At 44.6% G+C, this 13,333-nt stretch carries 13 protein-coding genes and 1 pseudogene; 7 read left to right on the forward strand and 7 right to left on the reverse strand.

Features of this window, described 5'->3' with window-relative positions; translation table 11 throughout:
• Window positions 1-206 precede the first annotated feature (206 nt).
• Complete coding sequence (locus SB847_RS12080; protein WP_410563423.1) at window positions 207-1,094, reverse strand: LysR family transcriptional regulator; 888 nt, start codon at window positions 1,092-1,094, stop codon at window positions 207-209.
• A 138-nt stretch (window positions 1,095-1,232) separates the two neighbouring features.
• Here SB847_RS12080 and SB847_RS12085 point away from each other — a divergent pair, with 138 nt between their 5' ends.
• On the forward strand, window positions 1,233-1,979 hold the full coding sequence (locus SB847_RS12085; protein ID WP_007613633.1) for an acetoacetate decarboxylase: 747 nt from the start codon (window positions 1,233-1,235) through the stop codon (window positions 1,977-1,979).
• Window positions 1,980-1,991: 12 nt separating this feature from the next.
• Window positions 1,992-3,032: a ketopantoate reductase family protein gene (locus SB847_RS12090; RefSeq protein WP_410563426.1), complete on the forward strand. Its 1,041-nt coding sequence runs from the start codon at window positions 1,992-1,994 to the stop codon at window positions 3,030-3,032.
• A gap of 195 nt (window positions 3,033-3,227) precedes the next feature.
• Here SB847_RS12090 and SB847_RS12095 read toward each other — a convergent pair.
• The 4 genes and pseudogenes from SB847_RS12095 to SB847_RS12110 all read right to left on the reverse strand — a co-directional run bounded on the left by SB847_RS12095 (window position 3,228) and on the right by SB847_RS12110 (window position 6,815).
• A pseudogene (locus tag SB847_RS12095) lies at window positions 3,228-3,495 on the reverse strand (YusU family protein).
• A 2-nt stretch (window positions 3,496-3,497) separates the two neighbouring features.
• Window positions 3,498-4,322 (reverse strand): ABC transporter ATP-binding protein, encoded by an 825-nt coding sequence (locus SB847_RS12100; RefSeq protein ID WP_012118397.1) that lies wholly within the window; start codon window positions 4,320-4,322, stop codon window positions 3,498-3,500.
• A 155-nt stretch (window positions 4,323-4,477) separates the two neighbouring features.
• On the reverse strand, window positions 4,478-4,915 hold the full coding sequence (locus SB847_RS12105) for a YusW family protein (RefSeq protein WP_410563430.1): 438 nt from the start codon (window positions 4,913-4,915) through the stop codon (window positions 4,478-4,480).
• Between the two features lie 118 nt (window positions 4,916-5,033).
• Window positions 5,034-6,815, reverse strand: coding sequence for a M3 family oligoendopeptidase (locus tag SB847_RS12110; RefSeq protein WP_224223793.1), 1,782 nt, complete (start codon window positions 6,813-6,815; stop codon window positions 5,034-5,036).
• Window positions 6,816-6,947: 132 nt separating this feature from the next.
• Between SB847_RS12110 and SB847_RS12115 the strand changes: the two genes are divergently transcribed.
• Together SB847_RS12115 and SB847_RS12120 are read left to right on the forward strand one after the other, a co-directional pair.
• Window positions 6,948-7,790 carry an oxidoreductase gene (locus SB847_RS12115; protein WP_326155822.1) on the forward strand — a complete coding sequence of 281 codons (843 nt, stop codon included), beginning with the start codon at window positions 6,948-6,950 and terminating at the stop codon, window positions 7,788-7,790.
• An 88-nt stretch (window positions 7,791-7,878) separates the two neighbouring features.
• Window positions 7,879-8,343: a Dps family protein gene (locus SB847_RS12120; RefSeq protein WP_038459773.1), complete on the forward strand. Its 465-nt coding sequence runs from the start codon at window positions 7,879-7,881 to the stop codon at window positions 8,341-8,343.
• 46 nt (window positions 8,344-8,389) lie between these two features.
• Here SB847_RS12120 and SB847_RS12125 read toward each other — a convergent pair whose 3' ends face one another.
• Window positions 8,390-9,751 (reverse strand): S1C family serine protease, encoded by a 1,362-nt coding sequence (locus tag SB847_RS12125; RefSeq protein WP_007613649.1) that lies wholly within the window; start codon window positions 9,749-9,751, stop codon window positions 8,390-8,392.
• A gap of 276 nt (window positions 9,752-10,027) precedes the next feature.
• Here SB847_RS12125 and cssR point away from each other — a divergent pair, with 276 nt between their 5' ends.
• Both cssR and cssS read left to right on the forward strand, forming a co-directional pair.
• Window positions 10,028-10,705, forward strand: coding sequence for a two-component system response regulator CssR (cssR, locus tag SB847_RS12130; protein WP_032876594.1), 678 nt, complete (start codon window positions 10,028-10,030; stop codon window positions 10,703-10,705).
• Window positions 10,702-12,057: a two-component system sensor histidine kinase CssS gene (cssS, locus tag SB847_RS12135; RefSeq protein ID WP_007613652.1), complete on the forward strand. Its 1,356-nt coding sequence runs from the start codon at window positions 10,702-10,704 to the stop codon at window positions 12,055-12,057. Before cssR ends, cssS begins: the two co-directional genes overlap by 4 nt.
• 29 nt (window positions 12,058-12,086) lie before the next feature.
• Here the strand turns inward: cssS and spxO are convergent, their stop codons facing one another.
• Window positions 12,087-12,251 (reverse strand): anti-adapter protein SpxO, encoded by a 165-nt coding sequence (gene spxO / locus SB847_RS12140; RefSeq protein WP_007410067.1) that lies wholly within the window; start codon window positions 12,249-12,251, stop codon window positions 12,087-12,089.
• 178 nt (window positions 12,252-12,429) lie between these two features.
• Here spxO and SB847_RS12145 point away from each other — a divergent pair, with 178 nt between their 5' ends.
• A complete protein-coding gene (locus SB847_RS12145; protein WP_410577871.1) occupies window positions 12,430-13,305 on the forward strand; it encodes a TetR/AcrR family transcriptional regulator in 876 nt (291 codons plus the stop codon).
• The last annotated feature ends 28 nt before the right edge of the window (window positions 13,306-13,333 follow it).

A 13,333-nucleotide genomic window follows, 5' to 3' on the forward strand; every position in this document is an offset into this window, starting at 1 on the left:
AATAGTAGGCTTTTAAAACCAACTAAAAAACATTAATTTTTAACAGCGTGTCAAAGGAAGCCGGCATTGCAAAAAGCAACGTTGTATAACACCAAGGGCTTCCGTTCGAAAACTTTAAAATTAAGAAAACAACAATCGCAAGTACCCATCCCGCAACAAGTGAAACGGGAAATGGGGGAAATTCAATAAAATAATGATGAAACCCTTTAATAAACTTTAAACATTTCATAGTTATCTTTATAGTACGACATAATAAAGTCACGAAAATTTCTTACCGAAGAAGACAACAGCTTATGTCTCATCCAAGATAAGCCGACTGGATATGAAGCAGAGTGATCAGTCACTTTTATAAAATTCAGCCCCAATGTTCTGCAAACTGAAATGGGAAGCAACGCCACACCTTGATCCAGCTTTAAAATCTCGACTAGTAAATGAGAATCTGCCTCAAATGCAATATTTGGGGTGAAACCAGCTTTCTCACAAAGCGAGGCTGTAAAACCGCTATACTCTTCATTATTAGCAAGGGTAATAAATGGTTCATCGGCGACAAGGCGTAAAGAAATTTCTGTTTTACCCGTAAATCGGTGGTTTGAGGGCAAAGCCAGAACAATATCTTCATTTACCAGCACACAACTCTCTATCTCTTCATCTTGAATCGGATGACCTGTTATTCCTAAATCAATGTCCCCTTTTTTTAAACTTGTTATGATCTCGCTTTTAACTCCGATTGCTTGAAGAATTTTTGATTGAGGGGAGCGGTTGATATATTCACTCATCAGTCCTGCAAGGAATCTTGGATTGGAAATAGATATTCTGATGGTGTCAGACATTTGATGTTCCTCCAATTGAATTTCCGTTTGTGCATTTTCAATCTCAGTAAAAATCCTGTTTACATGTTTTAAAAGAATTTTCCCTGCTGAACTCAGCTTAATATTTCTGCCTTTTCTCTCAAACAAGGTTGTTCCCAGTTCATTCTCAAGTCTTTTTATAGTGAGACTTAAAGAAGGCTGGGCAATCTTTAATTGTTCTGCCGCTTTAGAAATATGTTCAGTATAGGCAACTGTCTGAAAGTATTTTAGCTGCAGCAATTCCATCTGTCTGCTCCCCTCATTTATTTCAATAAATATATATATACCTTATTATGTATTGGATTAAATGTAAATGCGAATGTAAGATAATAGCATAGTTAAATTGAAAAAACATAAAAAAGAAAAAGAAAGGGGTCCCATACTATGAAAATTGATGTGAATAACATTGTTAAAAATTTAAACACACCTTTAACATCACCTGCTTACCCCGTGCCAACCTATAAATTTGTTAACCGGGAATATCTTAATATTATTTACCGAACGGATGAAAAAGCTTTACGTGCGGCAGTGCCAGAACCTCTTGAAATTACTGAACCTTTAGTGAAATTCGAAGTGATGTGGATGCCCGATGTTTCCGGACTTGGCGCCTATACAGAGGCAGGACAAGTCATCCCTGTCAGCTTTAATGGTGAAGAAGGAGATTATGTACATTCTATGTATGTTGACAATTTCCCGGCTATTGCAAGCGGACGGGAACTTACTGCATACCCAAAGAAATTGGGTGCCCCTAAGCTGTATATAGACTCTGATACTCTTGTCGGCACATTGGATTATGGCAGTCTTCGTGTGGCAACTGCGACTATGGGATATAAACATTTCGAAATGGACAAGGAAAAAGCGAAAAGGGAAATTTGCCGACCTAATTTTATGGTTAAGATTGCTACTGATTACAATGGTGATTTAAGGGTTTGTGATTTGGTGCGAACGCAAATAACGAATATAGAAGTTAAAGGTGCCTGGACTGGACCGGCGCGGCTTCAATTATTTGAACATGCTCTGGCACCTCTTGCAGATTTGCCTGTATTAGAAGTCGTTTCAGCATCTCATATTCTTACGGATTTAACCTTAAATGCAGCACAGCCGGTTTATAACTACTTAGAGGAAAAATAAGGAGCGTTTACAATGAGAATTGCAGTTTTAGGAGCAGGTTCTTTAGGAACCATAGTTGGAGCATATCTGTCTGCTGGCGGAATGGATGTCGAATTGATTGATTCGTACAAAGAACATGTAGATACTCTAAATCAAATAGGTGCTAAAGTAGTTGGTACAACGGAATTTCAAGCAAAAGTGAAAGCCATTACCCCTGAAAACAAGTCAGGCAAGTATGATTTAATATTACTTCTGACGAAACAATTATATAATGACTCCATTCTTAAAGAGTTGCTGCCTTTTTTAAAGGATGACAGTGTAGTATGTTCCTTGCAAAACGGTATACCTGAACAGAAAGTTGCTTCGATCGTTGGTGATGAACGTGTTATTGCAGGTTCTGTTGAATTTGGTGCTACGTTTATTGAGCCGGGCGTATCCAGACTTACAACTGAGTATACTCAATTTAAAGAGTACGCTTTTCAAATTGGAGAATTACATGGTGAAACAACAGAAAGAATCCAGCGTATTAAATCGGTTTTAGACCTTATCGGCGGAACACATATTTCCGATAATTTAGTTGGAACGAAGTGGTCAAAATTACTTATCAATAATGCATTCAGTGGTTTATCGGCAGCTTTAAACGGAGAATACGGAGACATCCTTGACCATGAAATCGGCATTGTTAGTGCAGTCCATATCGCAGATGAGACGATTAAGGTTGGACACGCCAATGGTGTCAAATTTGCGAAAATGGGCGGCCTTGATTTAGAATCTTTGGAATTAAGAAGTGAAAATGATATTCCTGAACGTATCCAAACATTTAGGTCAGCCATGGAACCATCCAGGCTGCTAAGAGCAAGTATGCTCCAGGATCTTGAGAAAAAACGCAAAACTGAAATTGATTATATTAATGGAGTTATTCCCAAAATGGCAGAAGGTACTGGCATTTCAACACCTTTTCATGATTTGGTTGTAGCACAAGTCAAATGTGCCGAGGAATCCCAAACAGTGCCCAATTTTGATACAAATATAAAAGCATTTGAAGAGTTATTACGTAGCCGAAAGGAAATGTGATATATAGGAAAGAGAGAAAGGGATTGCTGCGGCGGTCCTTTTTTCTTGGTTCAGCAAGCGGAAGAAATATACGTAAACAAACGGGTGCATTAGTTACATTAAAGTTCTTCGCCTATGAATTGAACGAAGCCTTTATTGATTCCTTTTCAGCAAAAAAAAGCTTCCGGCACCTCTCTTTGATGCCGAAAGCTTTTTTTATTGTTTTTTTCTGTGTGCTTCATTGAGCTGTTTAATATGCTGTATCGCAGCTTTGATGCCCTCTTTGGCGTCCGGGTAGGATTGATTCCAATGTTTGACGAGCGGAGGCATGCTTTTTGCGATATGTGTATACAAAATCCACTGCCTGACTTCTTCCTTTACATCCGGGTTTGTTTCGCCAAGCAATAGTTCCGTGTATTTCTCAAGCAGGCCGTCCAGCTGCTGCTGCAGTTTCTCTTCCATACCGTTCCCTTCCCTTTTTCATGATTATGACAATCGGGCGGTGAGGGCCGCTTCCTGCACGATACATCTGCCGCGTCCGTGCGGAATGCAAAGCGGCGTGCCGAACAGCGGATCTTGCGTTACCTGGCAGTTCATCGCAAAGACCTGCTGTACAAGCTCGCAAGTGATGACTTCTTCGGGACGGCCCTCTGCGTAAATCTGTTTATCCTTAATGGCGACCAGATAATGGGCATAACGGCATGCCAGATTGAGGTCGTGCAGCACCATGACGATTGTGCGTTTTTCTTTTTCATTTAATTCAAACAGCAAATCAAGAATTTCAATTTGATGCGTCATGTCGAGATAAGTTGTCGGCTCATCAAGCAGAATGATATCCGTATCCTGAGCGAGTGTCATCGCAATCCATGCGCGCTGGCGCTGTCCGCCTGACAAGGAATCCACAGGACGGTCGGCCATTTCCTCAAGCTTCGTCGCTTTAAGCGCTTTTGCCACTGCGTCTTCGTCCTCTTTGGACCATTGCTTCAGCCAGCTTTGATAAGGGTATCTTCCCTGCTTCACAAGCTGATGCACCGTCAGGCCTTCGGGAGCTGACGGACTCTGCGGCAAAATAGCGAGCTCTCTTGCCACTTCCTTCGTCGGAAGCTTAGCGATGGCTTTTCCTTCTAAAAGCACAGAACCGCCCCTCGGTTTCATCAGCCGGGCCAATGAACGTAAAAGCGTCGATTTTCCGCAGCCGTTGCTTCCGATCAATACAGTGATTTCGCCTTTTGGAATCGCGACATCCAATTCGTCAATGATAACAGTTTCTCCGTACCCTAAGCTCAGCGTCTCTGTAGAAATTGCACTCATACCGCTAACCGCTCCTTTTTTGAGTTTCCCAACACTATGTATATAAACAAATTGCCTAAACATTCAACGTGAGATCATGATTATATTGTAACAGAAATTAATGACTCTGAATATCATTATCAATTAGTTTTGGGCAAAAAAGCAGCGGACGGCGGTTATTTTTTTATTTCTGTCATTTCTCCGTCGTTCTTTTTCAGTTTCAGATAAAAATGGTCATAGCGGCTGTCCAAATTAAAAGCCGAGAGCACCTGCCGGACGACCTCGCTTTCCTGCATCCGGCTGTTTACGGCAAGTTCTCCGAGGATCATCTTCATTTCATCAAGCGCTTCCTCGCCCTCTCTGTGAACCCCTGAGAGCTTGTCCCGGATGTCCGCCTTTTCATGACCGCTTTTTCTCTCATACAAACCTTCATAGCGGTTATGCTCTCCGGCTCCGTAGCTGACGCGCAGGGCAAAGCTGCTGTAAGGAACCGGCTTCGCGGATGACACGGGTGTGCTGTCTTGTTCCGCTTCCCGTTTTTCTTCATTCAATCGGCAGCCGGCAATCAGCATCAGCATAAGACATAAAACGCCCGCCGTCCTGAACCATTTCATGCGATTCACTCCCATTCCATTCCGATCGTTTTTAGGTATTTCCAAGGGAGGCGGCTGTCATTCATTAAACAAAAAAGAACCGGAGCGGTAACACTCCGGCCGGTTCATCTCAAGATTATCATTCAGTCAGCTCTAAAAATTCCTGCACATCCTGTACGGCAAGGCGGACCGCGTCTTCCCAAAACGACCGTTCCGTCAGATCCGCTCCAAGGTGCTTCATCGCCAAATCCTCAACAGTCATCGAAGCCGTGTCACACAAAAGCGCGATATATTTTTCTTCAAAATCCGCTTTTTCCCGAAGAGCTCTTGCATATATTCCAAGCGAAAATAAATAACCGAACGTATACGGAAAGTTGTAAAACGGCACTCCCGTAATATGAAAATGCAGTTTTGACGCCCAGAAATGAGGGTGGTATTCCCCTAATGAATCGCAAAACGCTTCTTTCTGCGCCGCTTCCATCAGTTCATTCAGTTTCTCAGCCGGAACGACGCCCTGCTTCCGCTCTTCATAAAAACGCGTTTCAAATAAAAATCTCGCATGAATATTCATAAACATGGCTACGCTTCTTTGAATTTTATCTTCAAGCAAGAACAGCTTTTCATCCTTTGTCTCCGCTTGTTTCAAAGCGGCGTCGGCGACGATCATTTCCGCAAAGGTCGAGGCTGTTTCAGCGACATTCATAGCGTAGGCTCTGTTCAGCTGCCGCACTTGGAGCATGGCCTCCTGATGGAACGCGTGACCGAGCTCATGCGCCAGCGTCGATACATTCGAAGCGCTTCCGGAAAACGTCATAAAAATCCGGGATTCTCCGCTGTCGGGAAAACTGGTGCAGAAACCGCCGACCCGTTTACCGCTGCGGTCTTCCGCTTCTATCCACCGATCACGGAACGCTTTTTCCGTAAATGCGGACAGCTTTTTGCCAAACGTCGAAAATTGGCTGACGATCAGATTGGCCGCTTCATCATATGTGTATTCTTTCGGAGCCTCGCCGATCGGTGCGTCCACATCATACCAGTTCAGCCGCTCAAGCCCTAAAAGAGACGCCTTTCGATTCAGGTATTCAGCAAAAGGCTTTTTATGATCGGTAATGACCTGCCACATCACATCCAGCGTTTCTTTTTTCATCCGATTGATCGCAAGCGGCTCTTCCAAAGCGCTTTTCCAGCCCCGCGCTTTATAGATTTCCGTGCGGAAGCCGGCCAGATGATTCAGCGTGCTGCCGAAAAGCTCCTCTTCTCCTTTCCACGCTTCATTAAGCTCTTTGAACACTTGATGTCTGATGCGGCGATCCGGGTGCGCCATCATATTTTCCGCTTGACCGACCGACAGCTCTTTATCCTCAAATGGAATCTTCATTCTGCCGACAGCCGCATTATACAAGTCGCCCCATGCGTGATAGCCGTCAACGGCCAGACCTTCAATCAGCCTTTCTTCTGAAGCGCTGAGCTTCTCTTTGACCCGGTCTCTTCTTTCATTTAAAACATATGTGAGATCCTGAAGTTCCGGTTTTTGCAGCAGCTCCTCCCAGACCCGCTCGTCAATCCGGGCAAGTGTATCGTCAAGGGTGACCAGAGCGGATTTAAAATCACTGCTCAGCTGATTGATCCGCGCCCTCCATTCATTCGCTTTCTGATCATGAGTGTTCTGAGCCTGAAGACAGCCGACGAACGCTCCCGCCTGCCTGATCATGATCGCTGACCGTTCAAACCTATCAATCAGATTGATCAGCTCCCGGCTTTCATCCGCATGCGCCGGAACTGTAAATGCTTCAACCGCATGTTGAAAAGCGCTTAGATGCTTTTTGAGCTCTTGTATGTATTGCTGAAACTCTTCCGACCGGCTCCCGCCCTCAAAAATGGAGTTTAAATCCCATGTTTCCTTCAATCCCTCTAATGCCATCTTTTCTTTACCCCTTTCTATCCGAAGCTGACTCCATTATAAAACAATTCTGACATATTTCCGAACGATTTCTCCTTCTTTCCGCGAGATGATATACACTAAAAGATAAGCACAAACGGGGAGGATTATAAGATGAACAGAAAAATTGCCATTGTAACCGGCGCGACGAGCGGATTCGGGCTGCTGACAGCGCTGAAGCTCGCCCGGTCTTATCATGTCATCGCAACAGCCAGACAGCCGGAGAAAGCTGAAATACTGAAAGAGGCCGCCGCTCAAGCGGGTGCATCCGAACATGTTACGGTCGTTTCTTTAGATGTGACAAATGAGCAGTCGGTGTCTGACTTCGGGAACACCATCAGCGGTTTCGGATCGATTGACCTGCTCGTCAATAACGCCGGCACTGCGTACGGGGGATTTATTGAAGATGTGCTGATGGAACATTACAGACAGCAGTATGAAACGAATGTATTCGGTCTGATTCACGTCACAAAAACCGTACTGCCTTATATGCGAAAACATGGCGGGGCGAAAATCTTCAATATCAGCAGTATCAGCGGACTGACCGGTTTCCCGGCTCTATCTCCGTATGTCTCTTCCAAATTCGCGGTTGAAGGGTTTACAGAGAGCCTGCGCCTCGAACTGCTGCCTTTAGGAATTGATGCCGCTTTAATAGAACCGGGCTCCTATAAAACGTCTATATGGGAGACGTCTCTCTCCAATCATCTTACGGCCCCCGGCAAAGATTCGCCCTATTACCGCTATTATCAGCAAATCGAAGCTTACTTCAAAGCCAACGCATCCAAAAGCGGCGATCCTGATGACGTAGCGGAGCTGATTTATCAATTGGCACAAAGGAAACGGCTGAAGAAACTGCGGTATCCGATCGGCAGGGGCGTTAAGCTCACATTGGCTTTCCGCTCACTCTTTCCGTGGTCCGCCTGGGAATCGATTATAAAGAAAAAGCTGTTCACTTAAACTAAATTATAATAATTATAATTTAGTATTGATTTTTATTTGATATGTAGTACAATTAAATTAACAGATCACAGGGAGGACGATGAATATGAATACACAAAACGCGAAAAAAACTGAAACTCTTGTTGAGAAATCAATGAACACACAATTATCAAACTGGTTTATCCTTTACTCTAAACTGCACCGCTTTCATTGGTATGTAAAAGGTCCTCACTTCTTTACGCTTCATGAAAAATTTGAAGAACTGTATAACGAAGCGGCGGAAACGGCGGATGCCATCGCAGAGCGACTTCTGGCCATCGGCGGACAGCCTGCGGCGACTTTACACACTTACCTTGAACAAGCTTCCATTACGGATGAAGGCCAGGAAAAAACGGCTGCTGAAATGGTGGAATCACTGGTTCAAGACTATAAACAAATCAGTCGCGAATCAAAATTTGTCATCGGCATCGCCGAGGAACAAAATGACCCGTCAACTGCCGACCTGTTTGTCGGATTAGTTGAAGAAGCGGACAAGCATGTGTGGATGCTGTCAGCCTACTTGGGAGAATGACGAAAAAAGCTGAACCTCAGTTGAAGGTTCAGCTTTTTTTATGCGTTCAGCTTGCGCTTTCGGTTTGTTTCGTTAATGTGACGTTCAGCGTCTTTTTGCTTCCGCTTCTGAGCACTTGAACAGTCGTTTTATCGCCGATTTTCAGCTGGTTATATAAGATTTGTCTGATATCGGCGCTGCTGCCGACATCTTTGCCGTTCAATTGTACAATGACGTCATTTGATTTGATGCCCGCTTTCGCAGCCGGTGAGCCGGATTGCACTTCTTTTACGTAAACACCCTTAGACAGCTGGTCGCCGAACAGTCCGAGCGTGTTTTCCTGATAGGTTTCCGGCACTTGGGACATGTCAATCATCTGCACACCTAAAAACGGGCGCTCGACTTTTCCTTTTGCAAGGAGCTGGTCGACTATCGGTTCTACATCATTGCTTGGAATGGCAAAACCGAGTGACTCCACGCCGTTTTCACTGACTTTCATGCTGTTGATCCCGATGACCTGGCCGCTTGAGTTGATTAACGGGCCGCCGCTGTTTCCGGGGTTAATCGCCGCATCCGTCTGAATCACGTTCATTTCCACTGTGCCTTGGGATGTATCGGCATCTACCGTTCTGTTCAGCCCGCTGATGACACCTTGTGTGACGGTGCCGGAAAACTGCTGGCCGAGCGGGTTGCCGATGGCAATCACTTTATCGGCAATGCGGAGCTTGGAGGAATCCCCGAAGCTGGCTGCTTTTTTGACATTGGACGAGCTGATTTCCAATACGGCCAAGTCACTGATGGCATCCTTTCCGACAAGCTTTGCCGTTTCGGTTTTCCCATTGTAAAGAGTGACCGACAGTTTGTTCGCCCCTTCTACGACATGGTTGTTTGTAATGATGTACGCTTTTTCGCCGTCTTTTTTGAAGATGACGCCTGACCCCGTGCCGCTTTCCGTTTCAGAGCTTGAACCGCCGTCAAGTCCGAACTGGCTGCTTTGCGAAGCTTGGTAGTTGGACACTCCCACAATCGCGGGCTCCAAATCTTCCACCATATCCGCTACGCTTGAGGTATTTTTCAAAGGCGTTGACGTAAAATTCGAAGACTGAACTTGTTTCGTATCAGAAACGGCTTCTGTCTTATGCTGCTCACTCGGCAGGTTCGGCACAATGCCAAGCACGAGGCCGCCGCCGATAATGCCGCCTAAAACCGGGCTCAGCCAAGCGGCTCTCCGTTTTTTTTCTTTTTTCACGGCAGCCGTTTTTTCAAATTCCGTACCGGCCGCCGTCTCGTTTTCCGCTTCTTTCGAGACGGGCTCTTCAAGCAGCTCGGGCTCCTGATGGCTGATCCGCTGCTGTTCATTTCTGTTTTGTTCCGTATGTGAAAGATCTGACTGATCGCGGCTTCTGCCGTCATCTCGATGATCATTCATATTCACGCACACTCCTTCAGCATGTTTTCATTCTATCGATTACATATTCATCGCATGTACAAGTTCTATTGTCCCAATAATAAGGAGAAAAGCAAAGCTCCAAAACAAAATGTGTTTGAACATGTTATCTTCCCCGCTTTTTTTCTTCCTTTCTTCCCTTATACACATCATAAACAAACATTGTGGGATAAAAATGAAAAGAATATGTGAAATTATGAAAATGCGGCTTGAGTGTGTTAAAACTAGTATAATGACGTTGAAAGGATGTGAAATGCCTTGTCATACACCATTTATCTAGTTGAAGATGAGGATAACCTGAATGAACTGCTCACAAAATATTTAGAGAATGAAGGCTGGAACATTACATCTTTCACAAAAGGCGAAGATGCCAGAAAGCAGATGCAGCCGTCTCCCCACTTGTGGATTCTTGACATCATGCTTCCGGATACGGACGGCTATACATTGATAAAAGAAATAAAAGAAAAAGATCCCGATGTGCCGGTCATTTTCATTTCCGCGCGGGATGCCGATATTGACAGAGTCCTCGGGTTAGAGCTTGGAAGCAATGATTATATCGCCAAGCCTTTTTTGCCGAGAGAGCTTATTATACGGGTCCAGAAGCTGCTCCAGCTCGTGTATAAAGAACAGCCCGCTCCCAAAAAAACCGGCATCACCGTTTCTTCCTACAATGTGATCGAAGACGCCCGAGAGGTTTATGATGAAACCGGCAGCCTGGTCAATTTGACGTCTAAGGAATTTGATCTGCTGCTTTTATTTCTTCACCATAAAGGACACCCCTTTTCCAGGGAAGACATTCTGCTGAAAATATGGGGCCATGATTATTTCGGCACTGACCGGGTGGTCGATGATCTTGTGCGGAGGCTGCGGAAAAAAATGCCCGGATTAAAGGTTGAGACCATTTACGGATTCGGCTACAGGATGATGACGTCATGAAAAATAAGCCGCTTGCTTTTCAAATATGGGTGGTCATCTCAGGCATCCTCTTAGCCATTTCGATTCTGCTGCTCGTGCTGTTCTCAAATACGCTGCGTAATTTTTTCACGGATGAAACGTATACGACCATTGAAAATGAACAGCATGTACTGACGGAGTACCGGCTGCCCGGATCGATCGAGCGGGGATATTACAGCGAGGATGCGACCGCTCCGACGACTTTCCGATCCGTTCAGCACGTTCTTCTGCCTGAACGGGAGGAATCGGCCAGTGACAAAGACTTGAACTACTTTTCTTCTTCCTTTATCCATAAGGTGTACAAGCTCGCGGGCCGCCAGCACAGCGTCACGAAACGATACAGCGCGGACATCAGCGGGGAAAAAGTGTTTTTCGTCATTAAAAAAGGCCTCACCATTAACGGCCAGGATGCGATGATGCTGTCTTACGCCCTTGATTCTTATCGTGATGATCTGGCATTCACCCTGTTCAAGCAGCTGCTCTTTATCATTGCCGGCGTGATTTTGTTAAGCTGGATTCCGGCGATTTGGCTTGCCAAATATCTCTCGCGGCCGCTCGTTTCCTTAGAGAAGCATGTCAAACGGATTTCAAAACAGGATTGGGATGATCCGGTCATCGTCGACAGAAAAGACGAAATCGGAAAATTAGGCCATACCATTGAAGATATGCGGAGCAAGCTGGTGCAAAAGGATGAAACGGAAAGAACACTCCTGCAAAATATCTCTCATGATTTAAAAACGCCTGTCATGGTGATAAGGGGCTATACTCAATCAATAAAGGACGGGATTTTTCCTAAGGGGGATCTGGAAACCACAATTGATGTCATTGAAGGCGAAGCAGAAAAACTTGAGAAGAAAATTAAGGATTTATTATATTTAACGAAGCTTGATTATTTAATGAAGCAGCGGGTGCACCATGAGACATTTGACATTGTGAAGGTCACGGAAGAAGTCATTGAACGGCTCAAATGGGCCCGGAAGGAATTATCGTGGACCGTTGAAACAGAAGATGCATTAATGATGCCCGGTGATCCGGAACAATGGAGCAAACTTCTTGAAAACATTCTCGAAAATCAAATCCGCTATGCAGAAACGGCGATTCACATTCGGATCAGCCAAAATCAGCAGCAGATTGTCATGACGGTTGAAAATGACGGGCCTCCGATTGAGGATGAGATGCTATCCAGCTTGTACGAGCCTTTTAATAAAGGGAAGAAAGGCGAGTTCGGCATAGGACTCAGCATCGTAAAACGGATTTTAACCCTGCATAAAGCATCAATTTCAATTGAAAATGGCCAATCAGGTGTAATCTACCGAATTATCATACCAAAGTAGACTGTAGTGTTTCATTGCAGTCTTTTTTTTTATGTGAAGGAGTAGCCGTTAAAATCTCTGTAGTTTGTTTTCAGCGGTTTTTGGCATTGATGAACCCATTTCTTTTCACAAATTGTCTTTTTCGGATATTTCACCTTTTCGACTTTAATTCCTCTGTTTCGCAAGCGGCTGATCATTTCATCTAATTCTTTCATTTTCAGATTCACCCTTTCGCCAGAACTTTGACCATTCGGTCAGCTCACTTTATAATATAAATAAAACAAAACAAAAAAACAAGTTACAATCAGGTTAAATTTACGGAATATCAATATGACCATATAGTCATACATGAGAAGCACAAGCCAGCCTCCTGGCTCCGAAAGGGTGGAACCATTGAAGGAAAAAGAAAAGCTGATCATTGAAGCAGCAATTAAACTGTTTGCCCGAAAAGGGTACAAATCTACATCGGTTCAGGAAATCGCCGATGAATGCAAAATCTCAAAAGGCGCTTTTTATCTTTACTTTCCTTCCAAAGAAGCACTGCTTCTATCCATGCTGAATTACTACTATGATAAAACGTTTACCCGAATCACGACGATCCAAACGGAGGGTGACAGTCCGAGAGCCGCTTACCAAAAACAGCTTGCGGTGTTTTACGAATCGATTCTCGCCCATCAGGATTTTATTACCGTGCAGATGAAAGACGGTTCACTTCCTTATACCGAGGAAGCGGCGCAGTGCGGAAAGAGAATCCGCCGGTCGATCCTGCAGTTTCATATCGACAGTCTTCTTGCTATTTACGGAGAAAAAGCTGAACCATACACAGCCGAGCTTTGTTTTTTAATAGAAGGAATCAGTCAGATGTATCTTGAATATCTCATTCTGACCGGCCGGTCCGTACAGCCTTCGCTTCTGGCAAATACCGTGATTCACAGAATTGATGACATCGTAAACGGAATGGCGGACAGACATGATGAAGCGTTTATTTCTCTTGATGAGGCAAGCTCACTGTTTGGGCCCCTTCATAACGGGCAGCCCGATCCTTTAAGTCAATCGATCTTGCAGACCCTCCGCACGCGCATCGGCACGATGGACAAGGCGCAGGCATCTGAATTCACCGAGAGCTTGGATATTCTGGAAGCGGAAATGAAGAAAAAGTCGCCGAAACCGGCAATCATCAAAGGAATGATTTTGAATTTGAAGGAATCCGACCTGCTGGCTAAAGATGCAGAACAGCTCAGATTTTTACTGAAACAGCAGTTTATTTAGAAGAACGGCCGCAATGACTGCAGCCGTT

The sequence above is a fragment of the Bacillus sp. SIMBA_026 genome (assembly GCF_046535335.1).
GTDB lineage: Bacteria > Bacillota > Bacilli > Bacillales > Bacillaceae > Bacillus > Bacillus velezensis.

Excerpts from the sequence above, each read along its gene's own strand:
- cssS (WP_007613652.1), top strand. The coding sequence starts at position 10,702 with ATGAAAAATAAGCCGCTTGCTTTTCAAATATGGGTGGTCATCTCAGGC.
- SB847_RS12100 (WP_012118397.1), bottom strand. The coding sequence starts at position 4,322 with ATGAGTGCAATTTCTACAGAGACGCTGAGCTTAGGGTACGGAGAAACT.
- spxO (WP_007410067.1), bottom strand. The coding sequence starts at position 12,251 with ATGAAAGAATTAGATGAAATGATCAGCCGCTTGCGAAACAGAGGAATT.
- SB847_RS12110 (WP_224223793.1), bottom strand. The coding sequence starts at position 6,815 with ATGGCATTAGAGGGATTGAAGGAAACATGGGATTTAAACTCCATTTTT.
- SB847_RS12090 (WP_410563426.1), top strand. The coding sequence starts at position 1,992 with ATGAGAATTGCAGTTTTAGGAGCAGGTTCTTTAGGAACCATAGTTGGA.
- SB847_RS12105 (WP_410563430.1), bottom strand. The coding sequence starts at position 4,915 with ATGAAATGGTTCAGGACGGCGGGCGTTTTATGTCTTATGCTGATGCTG.
- SB847_RS12085 (WP_007613633.1), top strand. The coding sequence starts at position 1,233 with ATGAAAATTGATGTGAATAACATTGTTAAAAATTTAAACACACCTTTA.
- SB847_RS12120 (WP_038459773.1), top strand. The coding sequence starts at position 7,879 with ATGAATACACAAAACGCGAAAAAAACTGAAACTCTTGTTGAGAAATCA.
- SB847_RS12125 (WP_007613649.1), bottom strand. The coding sequence starts at position 9,751 with ATGAATGATCATCGAGATGACGGCAGAAGCCGCGATCAGTCAGATCTT.
- SB847_RS12080 (WP_410563423.1), bottom strand. The coding sequence starts at position 1,094 with ATGGAATTGCTGCAGCTAAAATACTTTCAGACAGTTGCCTATACTGAA.
- SB847_RS12115 (WP_326155822.1), top strand. The coding sequence starts at position 6,948 with ATGAACAGAAAAATTGCCATTGTAACCGGCGCGACGAGCGGATTCGGG.